This window comes from Alistipes intestinihominis, from assembly GCF_040095975.1.
GTDB classification, from domain to species: domain Bacteria; phylum Bacteroidota; class Bacteroidia; order Bacteroidales; family Rikenellaceae; genus Alistipes; species Alistipes senegalensis.
The window spans coordinates 160,595-181,415 of record NZ_JBBMFL010000004.1 but is presented as its reverse complement, the minus strand read 5'-3'; the positions used below and the strand labels follow the sequence as shown (position 1 = coordinate 181,415).

General features: G+C 46.7%; 18 protein-coding genes and 1 other RNA gene. 4 read left to right on the top strand and 15 right to left on the bottom strand.

The annotated features are described in order from the left end of the window. Window positions 1–531 precede the first annotated feature (531 nt). Together WMO46_RS05265 and WMO46_RS05260 are read left to right on the top strand one after the other, a co-directional pair. Window positions 532–855: a helix-turn-helix domain-containing protein gene (locus WMO46_RS05265; protein WP_349093949.1), complete on the top strand. Its 324-nt coding sequence runs from the start codon at window positions 532–534 to the stop codon at window positions 853–855. Beyond that, a complete protein-coding gene (locus WMO46_RS05260) occupies window positions 842–2,143 on the top strand; it encodes a VapE domain-containing protein (RefSeq protein ID WP_349093948.1) in 1,302 nt (433 codons plus the stop codon). The genes WMO46_RS05265 and WMO46_RS05260 overlap by 14 nt, the downstream gene beginning before the upstream one ends. A 92-nt stretch (window positions 2,144–2,235) precedes the next feature. Here WMO46_RS05260 and WMO46_RS05255 read toward each other — a convergent pair whose 3' ends face one another. From WMO46_RS05255 to WMO46_RS05185, 15 genes are all read right to left on the bottom strand, one after another. Beyond that, complete coding sequence (locus tag WMO46_RS05255) at window positions 2,236–2,640, bottom strand: aspartyl protease family protein (RefSeq protein WP_349093947.1); 405 nt, start codon at window positions 2,638–2,640, stop codon at window positions 2,236–2,238. 39 nt (window positions 2,641–2,679) lie between these two features. Then, window positions 2,680–3,246, bottom strand: coding sequence for a hypothetical protein (locus tag WMO46_RS05250; RefSeq protein WP_349093946.1), 567 nt, complete (start codon window positions 3,244–3,246; stop codon window positions 2,680–2,682). A 203-nt stretch (window positions 3,247–3,449) separates the two neighbouring features. Continuing rightward, window positions 3,450–3,860 carry a hypothetical protein gene (locus WMO46_RS05245; protein ID WP_129649722.1) on the bottom strand — a complete coding sequence of 137 codons (411 nt, stop codon included), beginning with the start codon at window positions 3,858–3,860 and terminating at the stop codon, window positions 3,450–3,452. After that, on the bottom strand, window positions 3,844–4,269 hold the full coding sequence (locus WMO46_RS05240) for a hypothetical protein (protein WP_129649720.1): 426 nt from the start codon (window positions 4,267–4,269) through the stop codon (window positions 3,844–3,846). Before WMO46_RS05240 ends, WMO46_RS05245 begins: the two co-directional genes overlap by 17 nt. A 32-nt stretch (window positions 4,270–4,301) precedes the next feature. Next, window positions 4,302–5,024 carry a hypothetical protein gene (locus WMO46_RS05235; protein ID WP_129649718.1) on the bottom strand — a complete coding sequence of 241 codons (723 nt, stop codon included), beginning with the start codon at window positions 5,022–5,024 and terminating at the stop codon, window positions 4,302–4,304. Window positions 5,025–5,370: 346 nt separating this feature from the next. After that, a complete protein-coding gene (locus WMO46_RS05230; protein ID WP_349093945.1) occupies window positions 5,371–7,563 on the bottom strand; it encodes a hypothetical protein in 2,193 nt (730 codons plus the stop codon). Then, window positions 7,535–8,599: a hypothetical protein gene (locus WMO46_RS05225; RefSeq protein ID WP_129649714.1), complete on the bottom strand. Its 1,065-nt coding sequence runs from the start codon at window positions 8,597–8,599 to the stop codon at window positions 7,535–7,537. The genes WMO46_RS05230 and WMO46_RS05225 overlap by 29 nt, the downstream gene beginning before the upstream one ends. A gap of 132 nt (window positions 8,600–8,731) precedes the next feature. Next, window positions 8,732–9,613, bottom strand: coding sequence for a hypothetical protein (locus tag WMO46_RS05220; protein WP_129649712.1), 882 nt, complete (start codon window positions 9,611–9,613; stop codon window positions 8,732–8,734). Beyond that, window positions 9,613–9,975 carry a LytTR family DNA-binding domain-containing protein gene (locus WMO46_RS05215; protein WP_129649710.1) on the bottom strand — a complete coding sequence of 121 codons (363 nt, stop codon included), beginning with the start codon at window positions 9,973–9,975 and terminating at the stop codon, window positions 9,613–9,615. The genes WMO46_RS05220 and WMO46_RS05215 overlap by 1 nt, the downstream gene beginning before the upstream one ends. A gap of 271 nt (window positions 9,976–10,246) precedes the next feature. Continuing rightward, the gene (locus tag WMO46_RS05210; RefSeq protein ID WP_349093944.1) at window positions 10,247–11,263 is read right to left on the bottom strand and encodes a DUF3871 family protein; all 1,017 of its coding nucleotides are present in this window, start codon (window positions 11,261–11,263) and stop codon (window positions 10,247–10,249) included. Next, window positions 11,232–11,972, bottom strand: coding sequence for an AAA family ATPase (locus WMO46_RS05205; protein ID WP_349093943.1), 741 nt, complete (start codon window positions 11,970–11,972; stop codon window positions 11,232–11,234). The genes WMO46_RS05210 and WMO46_RS05205 overlap by 32 nt, the downstream gene beginning before the upstream one ends. A gap of 86 nt (window positions 11,973–12,058) precedes the next feature. Then, window positions 12,059–12,331, bottom strand: coding sequence for a hypothetical protein (locus WMO46_RS05200; protein ID WP_196018090.1), 273 nt, complete (start codon window positions 12,329–12,331; stop codon window positions 12,059–12,061). Window positions 12,332–12,575: 244 nt separating this feature from the next. Next, the gene (locus WMO46_RS05195) at window positions 12,576–13,787 is read right to left on the bottom strand and encodes a site-specific integrase (RefSeq protein WP_349093975.1); all 1,212 of its coding nucleotides are present in this window, start codon (window positions 13,785–13,787) and stop codon (window positions 12,576–12,578) included. A 262-nt stretch (window positions 13,788–14,049) separates the two neighbouring features. Next, window positions 14,050–14,453: a transfer-messenger RNA gene (ssrA, locus tag WMO46_RS05190) on the bottom strand. A gap of 97 nt (window positions 14,454–14,550) precedes the next feature. After that, window positions 14,551–17,748, bottom strand: a complete 3,198-nt coding sequence (locus WMO46_RS05185) for an ATP-binding protein (RefSeq protein ID WP_349093942.1) — start codon at window positions 17,746–17,748, stop codon at window positions 14,551–14,553. 225 nt (window positions 17,749–17,973) lie between these two features. On the opposite strand from WMO46_RS05185, the gene WMO46_RS05180 reads away from it, so the two are divergent. Together WMO46_RS05180 and gyrB are read left to right on the top strand one after the other, a co-directional pair. After that, window positions 17,974–18,717 carry a cell division ATP-binding protein FtsE gene (locus tag WMO46_RS05180; protein WP_129649698.1) on the top strand — a complete coding sequence of 248 codons (744 nt, stop codon included), beginning with the start codon at window positions 17,974–17,976 and terminating at the stop codon, window positions 18,715–18,717. A gap of 109 nt (window positions 18,718–18,826) precedes the next feature. Further along, window positions 18,827–20,785: a DNA topoisomerase (ATP-hydrolyzing) subunit B gene (gyrB, locus tag WMO46_RS05175; RefSeq protein WP_019150399.1), complete on the top strand. Its 1,959-nt coding sequence runs from the start codon at window positions 18,827–18,829 to the stop codon at window positions 20,783–20,785. Window positions 20,786–20,821: the final 36 nt, after the last annotated feature.

The following is a 20,821-nucleotide window of genomic DNA, read 5'->3' as shown; positions in this document are numbered from 1 at the left end:
CGGTATCGCTCGTCTTTTCGTGGAGGTGGCGGGAGTCGAACCAAACACAATACCCGCTGATAATAAACAATATACACAGGCACAAAAATTAACTCCCACGAAAACTCCAAGTGTCTGCTATCGCGCAGACGATGTAAAATAGTGCAAAATTAGGAAACATACAGCAAGGTTGCGGAAAATGTTTGGAAATGTTAAATTTTTTACAGATTTTTGCATCATCATCGTTTACAACGGGGACGATGAAAGATGCACCGGCCGTTGCGTAAGTCCGGAAAGCACAGCACCGTTATTCACGTCAATACAGCAAGAGCAGTTGTAATTTGTCGTGGATTTTTTTGTCGCTGTCGGTGACAAGGTTCTTTGACATCCGAAGAGAGTTGCCCGCTCTACTAAAAACGGGGCAATCGGAGGAGTGGTCGCGCCATGCCTTGTAATGTAACACGCCGGGTAGCTCCCGACATAATACTTTATAGAATATGAAACGAATAAATCAAAGCATTCATTTTCTGATCGTTAAACCTAATAACTCAAATGATGCACAGTAATGAGACAACCCAAGTAGAGGCGTTGACAACGCGCATCTCTCTGCTCACGGCACGCCTTGAGCAGCTGGTGCAAACTGTCGAGAATCTGGAAGCAAAAGCCAAAGATGCGGAAGAAGAGAAATTTTACGACATCAACGATCTTGCCCGGATTTTTAATAGATCCTCCCGAACCATTTTTAACTGGCGCGCCGCAGGCGAATTGCCGATGAAAGAAATCGGGGGCAGCTGGTTCATAAGCAGAACCGAACTGCAAAAATACATGAATACAAATTCTAAAAAAACGAAAGGTGCAGGCTATGTACGATCTTAATCAAGGCCCGAACCTTTCAACAGCACCACATGGCGGCATCACACCGGACGACAGCCCGGCGATGGACGAGATGCTGCAAGGAGTTACCCCGCTTACCGAGGTTGCTCCGCAACCCCAAGGGTTGCAACTAAAAACAACGGGCGGTGACACACTCATCGAACAGATTGAGTTGTTTTTACGTGCCCGATGGATATTTCGGTATAACGTAGTTTCGAATAAGGCTGAATTTAAGCTAGTTAAAGACCCAGACGCACCTTTTGTTGAGATGCGTGACTTTGACTACAACAGCATTCTCAGGGATTTGAAATACGCTGATCTACAATGTTCTATGAGTACACTGCGGATGATCTTGGCCTCAAAGTTTATGGTTGAGTATGACCCATACATCGAATACACGGTCAACCTGCCAGAGTATGATGGCCAAACTGATTACATTGAGCAGCTTGCAGATACAGTAGCAACGGGAAATCAAGTTTTTTGGCGACGAGCTTTCAAGAAATGGTTTGTCGCTATGACGGCTTCGTGGATGCAACCGGAGGTTGTGAACCACACAGCCCTGATTATGAGCGGAGAACAAGGCATCGGCAAAACAACTTGGCTGGGCAACCTCATCCCAGCACCTCTGCGAAAATATGTCTACGCAGGAATGGTCAATGTCAGAGACAAGGATTCGCAAGTAAAACTCTCAGAGTGCTGCGTAATCATCATGGACGAACTTGAAAATATGAGTCGTAACTTGGATGCACTCAAAGAGTTAATAACCAAGCGGGATATTCATATTCGGAGAGCATATGCTTTTACTCACGAGCATTATACTCGCCGAGCCTCTTTTGCAGGATCGATTAATAACAAGGATTTCTTGCACGACATCACAGGGAATCGCAGATTCTTGTGTTTTGAGGCAAAACAGATTGATTACAAGCCTTTTGTAGACCTAGATAAAGCCTATGCTCAAGCTATAAACTTGATCCAAAATGGCTTTCAATATTGGTTCTCGCAAGACGAGCTATCCGAGCTAGAACAAAATAATGAGGAGTTCCGGGCCGTAATTCCGGAGGAGGAGCAGCTCATGGCATTTTACGAACCATGCACAGAAGATGATACCGATGCTGTATTTATGTTAAATACAGAAATTCTTAAGAATCTGCTGCGCCTGTCTGGCTTACGAACGCTATCTGAACAAAAGTTGGGTCGAGTGCTGAAAGCTAGAAAATTTATTCGTATCAAACGTCAAGGGCGTTATGGCTACCTAATAAAAGCCAAAACACAAGAGATCCCAACAACATAATCGGATGCAAAGGGGAGAGGCAAGTGGGCTTCTCCCCTATTTTTTGCTTCATGGGTAAGCAGGGTAAGCTGTTTTTGAAACTTCGTCAGTTATCAAGGCAAACGGAGTGTAAGGTTTTCAAAATCGAGAACCCATTTCTGTTGCTCCATAAAAGAACATCCCAACAGACCATGAATCTGTATGCCCGATTCTTCCTCCACTTTTCCAAAAGCCGAGGATAAATCCATCACCGAAAAATCTGCTTTGTACTCCCGTTCTTCCAAAGAAAAAGAAAACTCTACAATGTTTGAGGTTCTGAGTTCTCCATCTATCCCGAATTGTTGCTGTTGGGCTGTTCCACCCGAAAGCTGGAAGAACTCAGCTACTCTTTTATCAAGGACATTGATATTACTCCCCGTATCAAGCAAAAAGCACAGGTTCTTGGCCTGTGCTTTTACTATGAGGAGGGGTAAACCCGTATGTGATAATCCTATTATAGGCAATTTTATTTTATGCATAAAGTGTATTGAGAATAGATTTAACCACATTCCTTTGGGTTACCATAATTTATTTTCTGGGTGCTCCTTCATTATAGACAAAATATCGTCTTTTGTAAATTGGGAATCTTCTTCGCTTACCCCTACTCCTCGTACTTGATAATCTACAACTGTTTCTGTATTTTCATCAACGTCGCTATATATCCATGTTTCAAAAATCTTATTAGGAGCATCTAAAAAAATAAAGTAAATAAACATGCCACCAAATGCCCCTGGTTCTGCCTGACCTATTGCGAATTTCCCCTTTAATGCAGATTTATAAGGCTCTAAATCATCATTCTTAATTTCACCGTTATAGCACGCATCAATATATTTGCGTAAAGCACGGAAATAGTCATTGTCATACCAATCTTTTTTAGTCCAGCTGCCAAAGCGAATATCATTCAGTGATTTAGGCATATTAATATTGGCAGTGGAATCATTCAAATTTTTTGTGGCTCTATCTTCTTTTGATAAAACGGCAGAATCCACATTAGTCAACGAATTTGCCATCGAAATATTTTTGCCATTATAACTTCCACAACTAAGCATTAGTAAAAATGTAAGTATTGATAAGTAATTTTTCATTGTATTTATAATTTTATAGTGAAAATAATCACACACTCATTTACTTTATATATCTATTACGTAAATCTATCTTATTTATCGAGTTTCTGCATCACTCCTCCACATTTAGGACATACCGGATTATCTTCGCTCAGTGTCGTTTTAAGCTATACTATATGCGCAGTTAGATTGTATGCTTTATAGAAAAGTAAGTGTGAGGGGAATTATAATTTATCTTTTATATTAGGTGGTAACATTTTTTCAAAATCATAAAATAACTTGCGTTTCTGCAAAATTTCTTCAATGTTATATGCTACAGTATTATTAGATGAAGCCAACTCTTTCAATTTTCCAATCGTTAAATTCAACCCCGTCGCAATAGTTTCCTTGCGGGAGGTAAACATACTTGTTGGAATCCTTATCGGGATTTGCATTTGAATCCAATCATTAGCTTGGATTCTGTCTAATATTGCAACTCGACAAGTGTATGCAAGGACATAGAAATCTTCTTTATTATCATAGACATCTAAATTATCCTGCATTTTCCCAGAAAGAGTAGATAAAGTTTTATATACCTTTCCCATGGATATTGAAATCTTCTGCAATTCTAGTCCCGCCTTAATCCCGTTCATCATAATTTATATATTGACTATTATCGGATACTTTCATCATTTGTTGAACTTGCCAATTGGCATAATTATCTATTTCCTCAATCATTTTTTCTTGTGGATAACCGTCAGGGAATACCCATTTCTTTTTCTGGTATCCTAACAGCGGCATATTCGTAATAAACAAGATTTCTAAATGTGTACCTATATAATACATAACACAATTAGCGGATTCTGCTTTGTTTTTTAATTCAATACTGCTTGTTCCTAATTTAGTAATATGCATTCCTGCCCCTTGTAAAAATTCTATTAGGACGCTATATTTTTCATCCATGCCCCCATAATTCGTTACATGAGTTTGAATATGCTCATTGTGCTCTTTTGCAAATTTGAACAACAGCCATACAATGACAGCCAAGATTAAAATCCAAATCATTTTCAATTATTTATGTGTGTTAAAGAAAAAGATTATTCCTTTAAGTACCGATGGAGGGCATAGTTGCATTCCTCTTTCAATATGCTTTGATAATTAAGACCATATAATTCACACAAAGACAAAAGTGTGCTATCATTTTTCATCTGTTGATAAAAAGTTGCGATAGCAGATTTCACTACCAATCCCAACATGAGAGGATCGTTATATTGCGACTGAGTTGTCATTTTTTTTACATTTTGGTCAAATCCTGCTCTAATTTTCTGTCTAATGGTATCTTCATTATTATTTTGCGGTTTTGTAAATTCTTCAAATCCTCCATTTGATAAAAAACTTATAACCGCACTTTCTCGTTCTGACTCATTTAATAGATTATTTTTACCATTTGCAATTCCTGCGACAAGTTTACTAATAGCCTGTTCTTCAATGCCTAATTTTGATGCTATTTTCTTGCAGTATTTAATTTCAGATTCAGCACATTCCCCGTCAATCATCATCAAAGCAACCATTTGTGTCAAGTGTTTCCCTCTTAGGTTAAAGTCGTTTGGATAAGCATCAGGAGCATTCATTACATTCCCAGATATAGTTTCAACTTGGATTCCGTCTTGACGGCATAAATTAAATATGAACAAGGATTCTTTATCTGTAATTTCTCCATCAATAGCAGCTAATGTCAGTAAATCACGTAATCGGCATCGCAACTCATTATTCTCTTGTGATGTTGAATTTGACTTGTTGAGTAAATCTTTTAATCCCATAATAGTAGTTTTTTCTTCTGCCGTCCCTCACAGATGGATTAGTAGTAAAAAGAAAGCGCAGGACTGAAAGCCTATTTTATTAAAGCGGGTTCTGGAATACCTCGATGGATAAAACAAGCAACAGTCCTACGCCTATATACTTGGGTAAGTATACGACGAAAGGATAAGTCCGCTTATTCTCACCATCAATGAATTTTCCAGATTCGCTTTATGGGAATAAACTTACACTTTCCGTGTCAGTTAGTATGTTCTACAAAAGTAGAAAACTAACTTGGAAAATGCAATGACCGCACCTCTTTTTTAGGACTGTTGCAAAGAACATTAGAAACTATTAGCCTCGATTATATCATTTTTTGGACGGACGGTAGTCTTGATAGTTGTCGCAGGCACCACGGATAATTTCTGCCGCCTTTGTATCGGGATATTTTTCAACAACCGTATGACAATGGAGTAATTGATAGTGTGTATGCGCCGCACACTCATCGTCTGTAAACATCGCAAATGCATCCTTCAATAATTTATCACTTCGACGTTGCGCTTGCTTCCAACTAATCGTTTCAGTCCAATCTATTTTATCACAACTACCCCAAAATGATGTACCGCGATAATATTGCGTCAAAGCCCAACAACAATCTATTGAGTTACGAATACCAACAGCATAACGGACCAACAGTTGTGCTTTACGATTGGGGTCCGTAGTCTGTTGCATTGCTTGTTCCAAAGAGAACATTTCTCGTGCAAAATTAAATTTGTAATCTGAATTGTCGTGAATTAAAACCTGACTATCTACATTAAATGGATCTCGCTTCATATACCCGTCTCTATACGTATTTAGTGTATATTGGAACGCCGACGGAACTTTCCCGAGATATACGACGGCCTCAGCATATCGCATCTCTCGCAGGCATTGTGTGCCGATGATGTCATTAAAATAATCCAGACTGACATATCCTCTTGCATTCAAAAAGGTATCAAACGCAGTTTGAGGATGTTTAAGCCTTTTGGTGTAAGCAACAACATTGTCTACTCCAATTGTATCTACCAAAGCAAATAACGAATTGCTGTAATCAATGGCATTCCAATGAGTACTTTTTCGATATTCGGATAGCGTTTCGATTCTTGTATCGAGGCCATAATAATCAATTATCTTGTCAATCTGATTATATAATAAATTGTCAGCCATATTTGTGAGTTGTATGGCGCGAATATAATTTTTCTGAATAATATATTTGGGAACAACAACCGACAAAACAATCTTTCGCAGCATATCATTCCAATAATTGAAACTGATATTGGCTTTCAAGAAATAGTCATTCACTGCTTGGTAAGGACTATTTTCTTTTATTTTCTTATCGAGCCATTGCAATTGTCTGAATAATTTCTGTTCATAGGATGCATCGCAGGGCAATCGTTTCGCATCAAGATAAATTCTTAGAACCTTAACAGATTCTTTGATAAAATGGTCTCCTTTGGAACGTTCAGCCATTGCCAAAAGATCGGATGCTTTTTGTACTTTCCCATTTTTATCCGCAATGTATGCAGCCGTATAGTACCACATTGCAGGATTGGCTGTTTTACCTTCCAAAGCGACCTTCAACGAAAATTCATAAAGAGGCAGACATGACGCCCACCATCTCCTATCACTAGGTTCACACCAACCATTAGACATTCCCTCAAAGAATCGAATTAATCGTTGTGCAGTCTGCGCTAACATAGGTGAATTCGGACAATATTTATAGACCAACTCCATTTGCTCGATTTCGTTGGTTTGCTTACCTTGCTTACCTGCACAATAGAGCAATGAGTTAACATCTCCACACTCTGCGTAAATCTGCTTGGCTTTTTCGATAGCTCCGGTTCGGAAATATGCACCCGCAACATAAGGCCGTATCATCTTTTTCAATAGGCCATCAGGAAGTTTGTCGTGCATGTCATTCCAATAATTAATACATTTATCATATTGGGCAGTTGCGAATAAAGCGCGAATTGCTTGCAAGGCATAGCGGTCTTGTAATCGCTTGCCGGCATAGGCTTGGGCTTGTACAGCAACATCGGTTAATGTCAAACTGACATGATCGTTGTCTGTCGGATAGTACCACGGAGAACTTTGTTCCCAACGTATCTTTTCGCAGAGTTTGGCAAGAAGCAAAAACTCGGCAATTTCCCGATCTTTGTGTCCAACAACCCATTTGACAAATTGATTTTGCATCAGAGAGTCCGTCGCATTCGGCAAGGCAATAAGTTGGGGTATTCGTAAAATATCCTCATATGTAGATTTATAGATCGCCTCATAAATATCTTTAACAGGAATTGCCTCGCCTATCAATTTTTGCCATAGTTCACAGTTTAATATGACCTCACTTTTTAGCTTGGGATGTCCATATTCATCTTCTGTATATAGTTGTTTATCTTCTTCATAAATACGAAAAGTATGATAGTCTTTTGGAGCGTACCAAGGCCCCCAGCATGAATAAACCTTTTGGGTAGATAATAGGCGAAATAATAATAAGTTAACGATTATATATATACGTAATTTCATTGGGTGTGTATTTTGATAGGTTAGCAGAGTCTAAGTGATAAAGTATGATGGAATAGTTGTTTCTGGCCAATTCTTTCTCGACTTGGCATTTCGTTTTCAGTATCTCAACAAAATGAGAATTTTCCAATCGGATTATATCTCCTTTCAAAAGTTCCTGAGACCCTAAATAGTGATCTTTAATAACCTTATAGATTCCTTTTGTTTGTGATTGATAATATGCCCTATCGGAACAGTTAATTGTATGTAATATGGCTCTGAATTTATTATCCCGAAACCACACACCCCACGAAAACGTCGGATATGCAAAATCGAGATGTAACGGATAAACGGCATTTTTTAGATAAAATTCAATATCCGAATAATTCAATATAGAATTCTCTGTATCAGCATTCTTTAATGCGCCTGTATTGTATAACATTAATACACCACGATCAACAGGAGGAGGGTCTTTTCGTAATTGATGCAATCGGATTGTTGCACTCACACCAATTCCTCGCACATGCAACGTATCTCTGGCAATTCGGCATAATTCAAAATAACTCTCCTGTGTCGTTCCGGTCCAATCGCAGTCAAACTGCACCTCATTGATATTCGAAATTTTATGTCGTGTCGCCATTGCCCGAATCCGGGTGAGAATTTTATGCGCATATTCGGCTTCTTGGCCTTTGATATTTCGTAAAGCATCAAGTGTAATATAAACTGTCGGTACAATCTCCATAGTTGCGGGAGGAGATTGTATAAAAACAGTAGTTGCAATCGGCACAACTGACAGTTGCTCTCCAAGCCAGCTATTATCCAGCGCCACATCGAAGAAACGAACATACAAACGCTTCACGTCGTATTCTTTCAAAAAATTCAATTCGGATTCTGTCGGGTTAAATGTTGTTTTCCAATAATAAATAGAGTTACACGCTTGATGTGGCTTAATCGCTTCAGACTGAACTGTGTCAGTATAATCATGATTGGCATCTTGGATCACAGGGTGTCCGCATCCAATCATCAGCATGCCGCCCAATATGGCAATGTAGAGCTTCATTTGTTGTAAATTTTGATCTGTTAGTTGTTTAACTGTAACAAATATCAAAAAAAGATTTCGCACAACATTGGGATTTTCCCGCCGTTGTACGAAATCAAACTTGTATTGTACGAAATAGTATTTTTCGCGCGATTACCTACGTCGCCAAACAATATAACTTGCATTTTTGGGCAATCGAAGATTCTCAATTCCAAATTCAATGCGATCACCATTATCATTGACAGCCCATCCGTACGCAGAACTACCGACCAAATAAATCGCATTGGTTATTCCCAGATCAACCAATGCTTGCGCAAAGTCGTGAAATGATTCATTTGACAAGCTTTCAACCATCATTACCTCTCCATTTCGGTCGCACAATGCCCGGCGAACAGATTTATTTTTCGGTTCATTTTCTACCAATTTACCGTTATCAACCAACGGATATTGTCGAAAAAAATAGCCGTCTGTTTCTGTTGCCTGTTCAAACAGCGGAGAATTATCAGCTATTCCAATCGTTATTTTATCATTAATGATAGCACAATAGCCTTTTTTAGACAATCCCCAAGCCAACGGTTCCCCTTTTAATACAAACGCCCCAACAATCTTACGGTTGTCTCGGCGAATATCAGCAGCTTGCGCGGCGAAGATTATACTGGTATCTCGCTTATCCAAACGTCCGACATGTAACGACATTTTGGCATTGTGCGGAATATAGATGCGTAACGGAATATCATTAATCACCGTATCCTGTATTTCAATAAATCCCCGAGTTAATGAATCTACTTCTCGACCAAATTTCCCCGGTGATGCATCCACAGATCGTTCAATTCTCGGTTGTGGTTCAAAATAAGTTTGTTCATCTGGGATTTGAGATTTTCTACAAAATATAAATACAACCACAACGATTACGGAAATAACTGCTATCATAAAACCGCCCCATATCCACCATTTAAGCGGATTGGATCGCGTTGCATCACCGCCACCTCCAATTACTCGGATTTCATCATCCCTAATATCCTTTTCCGTCTTCATTACCTACCCTCCTTCTCCAAAAACTCCTTCAATTGTTTCAATGCTTCTCGAGAGGCTGTAACAGTATGATTGACAGTCTCTACATCCGACAGCACAAGTTTTTGCTTCGGAACATTGATATAATAGATGTAGGAGCGGTTAATAATCAAACTTTTGCCAATACGAATAAAGATGTTTCCCTCTACACCAAGTTGGCTGGCAATCATTTTTTCAATTTGTCCCAACTGAAAGGACAACATCCGTATATCTCCATCAGCCTGTATAAGAGTGGAATAGTTTCCATCCGATGAAATATAAACAATCCGATCTGGCGCAATCCGCACAAGATCGTTTGAGGTAGATATAATCAAATATTGCTTCATCGGTTGTTTTATCGAAAAACAAAAATAGCCAAGTTATTCCTTATGGACAAAGTTTCTAATACCAAATGTATGAAATAGCCGAATTTCTGTATAAAATCATTATGATACACGCTTACTTTTGCTTCCGGTGATCTGCTCTTATATAGGTCACAACGATGAATAAGATCCATCCGACAAACATTAGATACAAATCTTGCATATTCAAAATATTTCTAATTTTAAAATAAAGAGAGGTATAGAAAAATCTAAATCTATACCTCATTCCTTTCCCTCACTCTACAAACCACCTGTACTCACTCTCTCCATAAAGGGCCTTGTTGATTCCCTCAGCCAGTTGCGAGGCGTTGAGAGCCCTGTCCAAGAAATTGTCGATGTAAGAGGATTTGTTGGCCCCTGTCAGGAGGTTGTAGACTTTCCACATGGAAATCTCTCTGCTCTGTGCATCCACCCCGAAAGCCTCGTCTTGGTAGTAAGCCCTTGCCACCAGATTGATTTGGGTGTCGGTCATCAGCAGTTGGGGCAGTCTCTTTTTATCCTCCTGGGGCAGGCATTGATAAAGCCTCGACTTTCCTAAGAACTGAGCGAACTGATGTTCTGTCATGGAAGAGTTCACGAGGGTTTGCATCTGCCTTGTGTGTTTCTCGGGGTTATAGAGCTGAAACAGCTCCATGACAGCCTGAAAAAGGGCCTGTGTATTCATCACCTTGATCTCACTCTTATATCCGTCTGTGGAGACACACATATTGCAGCAGACCATGTTCTGAAAGCCCACAAAGACCTTGAATTTCTCCGCAGATTTCCTGTTGTAGAGATTTTCATGGTTGTAGGCCCTTACTCCTCCTACTGTCAGCTTTAAGGGGTTTCCGTCGATGTCCTGACAGATAGTGGGGATTTCAAAGCAGAACATCATCCGCTCATAGTAGATGGTCTTGTCTGTCTCCAAAAGCTGGTTCACGGGCTTGTGGATGGCCTCGGGGATTCTGCCCTTGATGATATGGCTCACCCTTATTTCGGGGCTGTCGATGGCCTCTCCCCGGAAGAACTGCTGGGCCGCCTCATGGACTGTCTCCACAAAGGCAGGGTGTGAAATAGTTACCTCGTTGTCTTTGGAGAAAACCGGGACTACACAATCACTTTGCAGGTGGCGGAGTGAAACCTCTTTGGTATTGGCCTCTATAAAGGGTGTGGTCTTATTCGTCCTGAGCGGCTGTGTAATGGTAAGAGGATGTTGTGTCGGCAGAGGAATGATCTCTTGCCTAACGGGATGGAGTTGGAGCGCTGTTTCCATAGTTTTGAGGGGTTTGGGGTTGAATGATGTTTGATTGAGGATTGAGGTTGCACCAGTTCAGAATGGCTTGGCCTACTTTGGGAGTGATGGTGAACTCGGGACGGCCCATGAACAGACCGGTTCTGTCTTTGGAGGCCTGCACATGGTGCTTGAGGTCTATATCCAGGACGACGGTAAATTCATAGTCCATGCCATCCCTTTGCATGGCTTTAAGTCCCACTTTCTCCGGGACCATCTTGCCGTTCTTTTCATTGAGCACATAATCCTGTTTGGTGCGCATGGTACAGATGATATGCACCGCAGATTGCAGGATTTTCTGTACAAAGGCATTCTGACGGGGTGTGACCTTGGCCCAGTTTGCAAAGGAGTTGCCTTGCAGTCCTGCATGGAAATCCAGCAGGTAGTCCCAGCATTGGGAAATGGAATCCACGATAATTGCCTCCATGCCTGCATTTTCACATAAGGTGATGGCCTCGATGTAATTCTCAGGGGAATAATCACCGCCGAGGGAGACCACATTATAGGTCCCGAGGTGAGCATAGAGATCGGCAGAGCCATTTTCTGAATCTATGACGGCAATTTTAGACCAGTCAGAGGTCATGCCATAGGCTAACAGGAGGGCTGAGTAGGTTTTGCCCGAACCTGCACAGCCTTGAAGGGCCAATTTGATCTTGGCCCGGTTTCTTGTAGAAGGACGGATGTGTAACATAGCGTATTAATTGGTTTAATGAATAAAAAAACAGGCAGAAAGCCCCAAAGCCTCCTGTCTGTACAAATGTATAAAAGAGAATCAGTCTAAAACACAGCCAATGTAGGTGCTCCTCCCTCGCCCCGCTGATGGAGCATCATAAACATCTCTCCTGTCTCGGAGTTGCACACCTGAGACACTACCGGGTCTGTCAGGTGTCCTGTCTCTACTTTCCGACTGCAAGGGCCTGTTTCAAAGCCATAGACAAAGAACACCTTGCCTGTGTGAGGATTCTGTTTTACCTCCAGTTTCTCGACGCCCTGCTGAGCCTTGAACTGGGCTACCTCCCACGTCTTAATGAATTTCAGATTGCTTTCCATACCACAAAGTTGATTTTGAATAGTTGTGCAGGGGGACTATCCCCACCGCCAAAGGCGGGGAGGGGTCGAGAATGGATTGGAACGGATTTATGCGGATAAAACCGAAAAAAAAAATTAAAAAATAAAAATTCTACACTCCCTGTAAGTCAGTAAATAAGGTCTTATTAATAATAATGTTTGTCAACTATAACAGATTCATTTACTTAAAAAACAGGGCAGGAGTTGGATACTCCCGCCCTCGTCCTTATTCATCCTCTCCTATCAACTCAGATTCGATTTTATCCATATCACGTTCGATAGAACTATTCAGAATCTTGGCATAATGTTGAGTCATGCGTACACTACTGTGTCCCAGCATCTTCGAAACATTTTCCAACGAAGCTCCATTTGCCAAAGTAACCGTCGTGGCAAAGGTATGCCGGGCACAATGTGTTGTCAGATTTTTAGTTATCCCGCACAACGTTGCCAGTTCTTTCAGGTAAGCGTTCATTTTCTGATTACTCGGTACAGGGAGAAGCCTACCCGTCGCAGCCCGATATTCCGCATATTTCTCCAAAATACGCAATGCAGGGCGCAATAAAGGAATGTTACACATATTATTGGTCTTGTTTCGAGCTTTTCGCAACCACTGCCTACCCCGCTTACCCTCGACGATATTTTCCGTGCTGAGAGACGCCACATCGACATAAGCCAATCCGGTCAGACAACAAAACAGAAAAATATCCCGAACCTGTTCCAAACGCGAAATACCAATCTGCTTTTCTTCCAGCCGCTTCAACTCATCCTGCGTCAAAAATTCCCGTTCAACAGTCTGCATTTTAAGAGGTAGCAAATCTATTGGATTGGTCTGAATAAGTCCCCGCGTTTTTGCAAGATTCACAACCTTGCTCAGATTACGCAAATACTTGACAGTCGTGTTGTTATTGTTACTCCGAACAGTCATTAAGTAATGTTGATACTCCTCCATGAGTTGTGCATCCAACGCTTTAACCTCTATATCGCTGACACCGCGAGTCGCTGTCAAAAACTCCCGGAATAGTTTCAGCGAGGTCAGATGCCGTTTATAGGTATTGGCTGCCACCGTCTTACCGATCAATTCTTTCATCCGGGAATTGTGCTCTTCATAAAGTTTGCACAGCATCTCACCCTCCAGTTGTTCAACACCTCGGTATTGCCGCATTACCTCTTGAACGCTTACCTGCTTACCCTCAGCCAATAACCCCCTCTCAATGTCGTAGATACGAAATTCCTGCTGGTCGAGATATTCATTCAACTGTTTGTTTACGAGGGTATTGTTCCTTACCCTACCTTTGGCCGTAACCCATTGGGACGGCATAGTGCTCCGACGAAGCGAGCACTCAACATACTCCTGATGGGAGGAGACACGCATAAAGATAGGCACAGAGCCGTCTTTAAGCGGTTTCCTCCGCTTAACAAAAAATAAAATGGATAGCATCATTACGATGAATTTATCGGGAAATCCGATGGTACAAAGATAAGTAAAATAAACGAGTTTTGCAAGTGTAAAATACTGCAATACAGAGAAATATACAGCATTCTCTTGGACTTTCACTTGGACTTGGGAAGTCCAACTACAACTCCCATGAATTCTCCAAGTAAACTCTTTCCGAATCCTGCCGAGAAGTACATACAGAGCACAAAAAGAAAATCCCGTAATTCTCAGAATTACAGGATTTTTCTCATAACTACCTGGTTTTCAGTGGAGGTGGCGGGAGTCGAACCCGCGTCCAAACAGGGAACCCGAAAGCTTTCTACACGTTTAGCCGCCATTTGATCCTTCTCCCCGTGCCTGGCAGGCAGCGACCGAACACAGGGCCCAGTTCCTAAAATTTCGCACGACGGCCGGAACACTCCGCCGCACTATCTCTAAATAAATGATACCCCGTATGAAGAGCCGTTAAAGAGCGGAACGTCCCTTCGGGATACTCGTCGCCAAAGCGCCTGGGCTTCGGTGATTAAGCCAATTTTCCTTGAAAATTAGGCAGCGAGTGCAAGGCTGTTATTGCCATTTGTAGTTCGAGCATCGGGATTAACGAGCCGCCGCACAGCGCTCGACGTGCTTACAATCAAACTCTGCCTGCTGTCAAAACCGGGCACCCCCGGGTTTTTCCGGCGCAAAGCCAATCGGAAACCGATGCAAAGATAGTGCTTTTTTCCGAAATATCGGTCACGGCGGAAAATTTCCGCTCTCCGGCCGCTCATTCTCCCGCCAGCAGTCTGTGCAGCGTCTGCCGCAGCGTATCGCCCGTGAGGGGTTTGGCGAGGTATTCGTCGCATCCCGCTTCGAGGGCTTTCTGACGGTCGCGGTCGTAGGCGTAGGCCGTCACGGCGATGATCGGCACCCGGCTCCCGCTCCGGCGAATCTGCTGCGTGGCTTTCAGGCCGTCCATCACGGGCATCTGAATATCCATCAGCACGGCGTCGGGCTGAATCTGCTCACACAGCCGCACGACCTCCTCGCCGTCGCCGGCGCGGATCACTTCATACTCCTTTCTGAGCATCAGCGACAACAGCAGGTAGTTGCTGTCGGTATCCTCGGCGATCAGCAGCACGGGGCGGCGTCCGCTGCGGGATGCCGACTGCGCAGTCATCCGGGGCGGACAGGCCGTGTCGGAATCCGGAAGCGCCTCGGGAGTCCCCATCGGCACCGTAAACCAGAAACAGGCTCCCTCGCCCGGTTCCGACTCGACGCCGATCTGTCCGCCCATCTGTTCGACGATCGACTTCGAGATCGACAGACCGAGACCCGTGCCCTGCACGAAGCTGTTCAGTTTGACGAAGCGTTCGAAGATATTGTCCAGATGCTCTTTGTCGATGCCCGAACCGGTATCCTCGACCGCAAAGCGTATGCTGGTCCCTTCGACCGCATAGCTCAGCGTGATGCTGCCCTCGGCGGTGAATTTGACGGCGTTGTTGATGAAGTTGGTGATGACCTGCGTCAGGCGGCCCTTGTCGCCCAGGATGAAGCAGGGGCTTCCGGGACCGACGAAGCGCAGTTCGACGGGGCGACCCTGCACTTTGAGGCTCAGCGAGCGCACCACCTCCTCGCACATCTGGTTCACATCGACCGGTCCGTAGTTGAACTCGAATGTTCCGGCCTCGATCTTCGAAAGGTCGAGAATGTCGGATATCAGCGTGAGCAGCAGGTCGTTGTTCTCCTCGACCACGCGCAGGTAGTCGCGCCGCTCTTCGGGATCGTCCGTTTCGGTCAGCAGATTCGAGAATCCCACGATGGCGTTCAGCGGCGTGCGTATTTCATGGCTCATATTGGCCAGAAAGGCCGATTTGAGCCGGTCGCTGACCTCGGCCTTGTTCTTGGCCTCGATCAGGTTCCGTTCGGTCATTTTCAGCTCCGTGATGTCGTAATTGACGCAGACCATCTCGATCTTCGACGGATCGTTGTTCATCGGATTGCGCACCCCGTTGATGCGTGTCCATTTCTCCGTGCCGTCGTCATTCAGGATATGCAGGTCGAGGTTGAAGCTGTCCGATGTCCCGGCCTTGACGCGGGCGATATTTTCGAGGATCGACGCCCTATCGACGGGATCGACGTGGTCGTAGACGCCGATGATCCGGTCGAGCGGCGTATCGGGCCGCTCCCCGAGGTTCCGGTACCATTGGGGCACCCCGCTGCCGGCCCGCGTCAACAGGTCGAAGCGGCAGAAGCCCATCTTGCCCAGTTTGCTCACCAGCGCGAACGAACTCTCGAACTCCGCCAGCCGCGTGTGGGCGCGGTTGATCTCGGTGTTGTCGATGTTTATCAGCATGAAGTTGGAGATGTTCCCCTCGATGTCGTAGAGCATGTTGACCGTGGTGTAGATCTCCAAAAAGCCGGTCTTGGACGAGGTGTAATAACCGTTGAGCCGTTCGAAGGGATAGTTGACATGGAAGGCTTGTTCGAGTCCGGCGCGCACCCCCTCGCGCGCATCCTGCGGCACGAGCGGATTCTCGAAGAAGTTGAGCCCGAGAGCCTCTTCGCGGGTCACGCCGAAGATCTCCATGTCCTTGTTGTTGATGTCGATCAGCGTGCCGTCCGGGGCATAAAGCTCCACCCCGACCTGAATGTTGTCGAAAATATTGCGCAGGAAACGTTCGTTGCGGTAGAGCACCTCGTGGGCCTTGTGCACCTCGGTCAGGTCCGAGAAGAAGGCCACGACCTCCTCGGCGCACGGAGAGTAGAGGATGTAATTGAGGTAAAGTTTTTCGTCCCGCTCCAAACCGATGTGCCCCTCGACGTATCGTCCTGTCCGGAGCACCTCCGAGGCGTCTTCCAGCACCGGAGCCAGCTCGCCGCCGAGTTCCGAGGCCAGGTGACCGACGTAGAATTCGCGCGGAAGGTTCAGCATCTTGTCCGCGGCATCGTTCGTATCTATCACCCGGTAGTCGCGCGGCCGGCCCGCTTCGTCGCCGATCATCTTCATCCGGAGATACCCCATCGGCATATGCCGATAGAGGTTTTGCAGATAGAGCCGGTCGGCCTGCGCCGCCTGTTCGGAACGCTGCAAATCGAGGCACAGCCCGATGATGTTGGCCAGCGATGCGAACCACTGGCAGTCTTCGTCGGTCCACTCGCGGCGTCTGTCAACGATGTCGATGCCGGCATAGCCCCAAACCTTGTCCCGCGAGGCCAGCGGCATGATAAGCAGCGATTTGATCTTCTGCGCCGCCAGCAGATCGTGTTCGCCCGCCGCCTCGGAAGGCAGGTCGCTGATGTCGGAAAGAATAATGGAATTGCCCTGTGAGACATGCTTCGTCCACCACGGAAAATCCTCCATCGGAATCGAACTGAGCCGGTCCTGCTCGCTGGAAACGCCGTTCGCCGTCACTTCATAGGTGCAGTTATGGGTGCGTTTCTCCCAGTCGAACTCGATGATGTAGGCCCTGTCGCCGCGGAACATCGTAAGCACTTCATAGAGAATCTTGTTGACCGTATCGCGGGTCCTGTCGCTGTGCAGCAGCGCAAGCAGCGTATGCGAAATGCTGTTGAGCCGGTAGAGCAGGTTGTCGATCCGGACGCGGTCGCGTCCGTTCTCCGAAGGCGGTTCGAATTCGATCTGCTGTACATAGCCGGTCATAACGTCACGGCCGTCGGGAGTCGTCTCCCGGCCGAGCACCTTCCATTGCAACCACAGCCGGCGCCCGTCGGACGCGATCAGGGGAATGGCGCGTTTGGGCGTATGCGCATCCTGCAACAGGCAATTCCCCGGTCCGAATATTTCGGCATAAGCCTCCGGGATCAGACTTTTCATTTCGTCGAATCCTACCTCCGGGGTGGAATACCGAAGCAGCCTCTGCAAAAAATCGGACATGTGAAATATCCTCCTCGTCATATCCGCCTCCCACCAGCCGGTCCCGGTATCTTGCAATACCGCTCGCAGTATCTCGTTTTCTTTCATCTATGATTCCCTCAGATATTTAGACAAAAATAGGTATCCGCCGTCGGAATTGCAAAATAAAAACGCGCGGTTTTGTAGACAAAAACGCCCGTTAACAACGGCATTCGGCCCTTTTCCCCGGACCGAATGCGTACGGAAGTTCCGATGGTGCTTTTTTTGCCCCGGGGTGCTTCGCGGGGACGATTTTTTGCTTATCTTTGATGTCGCAACGACACTTTTATCAGCATGCAGACAGATAACAAATATGTTGTCCGACTCCGTGACGCGGCGATTTACCACGCCGACGATCCTTTCGGCAGCCGTCCGGAAAAAAAACTCCTGCGACGCGGGGAGATGGTTCTTTCGGAGATAAACCTCTCGGTCGCCCCGGGCGAGTTCGTATACCTGATCGGCCGGGTCGGAAGCGGGAAAAGCTCCCTGCTCAAAACCCTCTATGCCGAAATGCAGCTGCTCACGGGCGAGGGATACGTCGCCGGTTTCGACCTCCGCAAACTGCGCCGCCGGGACATCCCCTACCTGCGCCGCCGCATCGGGATCGTCTTTCAGGACTACCAGCTGCTCACCGACCGCAATGTCTTCATGAATCTCTATTACGTGATGAAGGCCACGGGCTGGAAACGCGAGCAGGAGATCCGCGAACGCATCGACCAGGTGCTGGGGCTGGTGGAACTCGGCGCCAAGAGCTACAAGATGCCCTTCGAACTCTCGGGCGGCGAGCAGCAGCGGCTGGTGATCGCCCGCGCCCTGCTGAACGACCCGCAGGTGCTGCTGGCCGACGAGCCCACGGGCAACCTCGACCCGGTGACGGCCGACGGCATCATGCAGCTGTTCCAGAAGATCGCCGAACGGGGCTGCGCCGTAGTGATGTCAACGCACAACACGTCGCTGATCGAGAACTACCCCGCCCGGGCCGTCCTCTTCGCGCAGGGCAAAATCCGCGAGGTGGACCTCAAAGCCGAACTGGCGTAGCATCCGCAAAGCGGACAAACAGACGAAAAAATAGAATGCAAAGGCTTTTCCGGACGCTTGTTTTATCCGGAAACATTTCGTATATTTGTACGATATTTTACAGACTACGATGAGTACCGAATTAGAAAACGTAAAAAAACAAGAAGAAGAATACTCCGCGTCGAACATCCAGGTCCTCGAGGGCCTCGAAGCGGTGCGCAAGCGTCCTGCCATGTACATCGGCGACATCGGCGAAAAGGGTCTTCACCACCTGGTTTACGAGGTCGTGGACAACTCGATCGACGAGGCGCTGGCAGGCTACTGCACCGACATCGACGTGACGATCAACGAGGACAACTCGATCACCGTCAAGGACAACGGCCGAGGCATTCCGACCGACTACCACGAGAAGGAGGGCAAATCGGCGCTCGAAGTGGTGCTGACGGTGCTCCACGCCGGCGGTAAGTTCGACAAGGGCAGCTACAAGGTTTCGGGCGGCCTTCACGGCGTGGGCGTATCCTGCGTGAACGCGCTTTCGACGCTGCTGATCGCCGAGATTCACAGCCGCGACGGCAAAATCTACCGCCAGACGTACAGCAAGGGCGCCCCGACCTCGCAGGTCGAAGTGGTCGGCGAATGTACGGACCGCGGTACGATCATCACCTTCAAGCCCGACGGCTCGATCTTCACCCATACCACCGAATACAAATACGAGATTCTGGCCAACCGTCTGCGCGAACTGGCGTTCCTGAACAAGGGCATCAGTCTGAACCTCTACGACAAACGTCCCGATGAGGAGGGCAAGACGCGCGAGGATCATTTCTATTCGGAAGAGGGTCTGAAAGAGTTCGTGAAGTACCTCGACGCCACGCGCGGCACCCCGATCATCGACCAGATCATCTACCTCGACACCGAGAAGAACGGCGTTCCGGTGGAGGTGGCCATGCAGTACAACGATTCGTTCTCGGAGAACGTCCACTCCTATGTAAATAACATCAACACCATCGAGGGCGGTACGCACCTGACGGGATTCCGCCGTGCGCTGACCCGCACGCTCAAAAAATACGCCGAGGATTCGGGCATGCTCGCCAAGCTGAAGTTCGACATCAACGGCGACGACTTCCGCGAGGGACTTACGGCCGTCGTATCGGTGAAGGTGCAGGAGCCGCAGTTCGAGGGACAGACCAAGACCAAGCTGGGCAACGACGAGGTTTCGGCCGCCGTCGATCAGGCCATGGCCTCGGCGCTGGGACAGTATCTCGAAGAGAACCCCAAGGACGCCAAAGCCATCGTGCAGAAGGTGATTCTGGCCGCCACGGCGCGCCATGCCGCACGCCACGCCCGCGAACTGGTGCAGCGCAAGACCGTGCTGTCGGGGGCGGGACTTCCGGGCAAGCTGGCCGACTGTTCGAGCCGCGACCGCTCGATCGCCGAGATTTTCTTCGTCGAGGGTGACTCGGCAGGCGGTACGGCCAAATCGGGCCGCGACCGCAACTTCCAGGCTATCATGCCGCTGCGCGGTAAGATTCTGAACATCGAGAAGGCCCAGGAGCACCGCATGTGGGAGAACGAGGAGATCAAGAACATGTTCACGGCCCTCGGCGTGACGATCGGCACCGAGGAGGACTCGAAAGCCCTGAACCTCGAAAAGCTGCGCTACAACAAGATCATCATCATGACCGATGCCGACGTTGACGGAAGCCACATCGCCACGCTGATGCTGACGTTCTTCTTCCGCAAGATGAAGGAGCTGATCGAGAACGGCCACGTTTATATCGCCACCCCGCCGCTCTACCTCGTGAAGAAGGGCAAGCAGGAGCGTTACTGCTGGACCGAGAAGGAGCGCGACGACATCACGGCCGAATTCGGCAAGGGATCGCATGTACAGCGTTACAAAGGTCTCGGCGAGATGAACGCCCACCAGCTGTGGGAGACGACGATGAATCCCGATACGCGCATCCTGCGTCAGGTGAACATCGAGAACGCCGCCGAAGCCGACCGCATCTTCTCGATGCTGATGGGCGACGAGGTTCCGCCCCGCCGCGAATTCATCGAGAAAAACGCGCACTACGCGAACATCGACGCATAAGCGACAAACATGGAAAAGGATTGCCCCGTATGGGTG

Bases quoted from the DNA above. Each gene is read 5' to 3' on its own strand.
- WMO46_RS05265 (WP_349093949.1), top strand. From the start codon at position 532: ATGATGCACAGTAATGAGACAACCCAAGTAGAGGCGTTGACAACGCGC.
- WMO46_RS05210 (WP_349093944.1), bottom strand. From the start codon at position 11,263: ATGGAAACAGCGCTCCAACTCCATCCCGTTAGGCAAGAGATCATTCCT.
- WMO46_RS05230 (WP_349093945.1), bottom strand. From the start codon at position 7,563: ATGAAATTACGTATATATATAATCGTTAACTTATTATTATTTCGCCTA.
- WMO46_RS05185 (WP_349093942.1), bottom strand. From the start codon at position 17,748: ATGAAAGAAAACGAGATACTGCGAGCGGTATTGCAAGATACCGGGACC.
- WMO46_RS05260 (WP_349093948.1), top strand. From the start codon at position 842: ATGTACGATCTTAATCAAGGCCCGAACCTTTCAACAGCACCACATGGC.
- WMO46_RS05225 (WP_129649714.1), bottom strand. From the start codon at position 8,599: ATGAAGCTCTACATTGCCATATTGGGCGGCATGCTGATGATTGGATGC.
- WMO46_RS05245 (WP_129649722.1), bottom strand. From the start codon at position 3,860: ATGATGAACGGGATTAAGGCGGGACTAGAATTGCAGAAGATTTCAATA.
- WMO46_RS05220 (WP_129649712.1), bottom strand. From the start codon at position 9,613: ATGAAGACGGAAAAGGATATTAGGGATGATGAAATCCGAGTAATTGGA.
- WMO46_RS05215 (WP_129649710.1), bottom strand. From the start codon at position 9,975: ATGAAGCAATATTTGATTATATCTACCTCAAACGATCTTGTGCGGATT.
- WMO46_RS05200 (WP_196018090.1), bottom strand. From the start codon at position 12,331: ATGGAAAGCAATCTGAAATTCATTAAGACGTGGGAGGTAGCCCAGTTC.
- gyrB (WP_019150399.1), top strand. From the start codon at position 18,827: ATGAGTACCGAATTAGAAAACGTAAAAAAACAAGAAGAAGAATACTCC.
- WMO46_RS05235 (WP_129649718.1), bottom strand. From the start codon at position 5,024: ATGGGATTAAAAGATTTACTCAACAAGTCAAATTCAACATCACAAGAG.
- WMO46_RS05205 (WP_349093943.1), bottom strand. From the start codon at position 11,972: ATGTTACACATCCGTCCTTCTACAAGAAACCGGGCCAAGATCAAATTG.
- WMO46_RS05180 (WP_129649698.1), top strand. From the start codon at position 17,974: ATGCAGACAGATAACAAATATGTTGTCCGACTCCGTGACGCGGCGATT.
- WMO46_RS05250 (WP_349093946.1), bottom strand. From the start codon at position 3,246: ATGAAAAATTACTTATCAATACTTACATTTTTACTAATGCTTAGTTGT.
- WMO46_RS05195 (WP_349093975.1), bottom strand. From the start codon at position 13,787: ATGCTATCCATTTTATTTTTTGTTAAGCGGAGGAAACCGCTTAAAGAC.
- WMO46_RS05240 (WP_129649720.1), bottom strand. From the start codon at position 4,269: ATGATTTGGATTTTAATCTTGGCTGTCATTGTATGGCTGTTGTTCAAA.
- WMO46_RS05255 (WP_349093947.1), bottom strand. From the start codon at position 2,640: ATGCATAAAATAAAATTGCCTATAATAGGATTATCACATACGGGTTTA.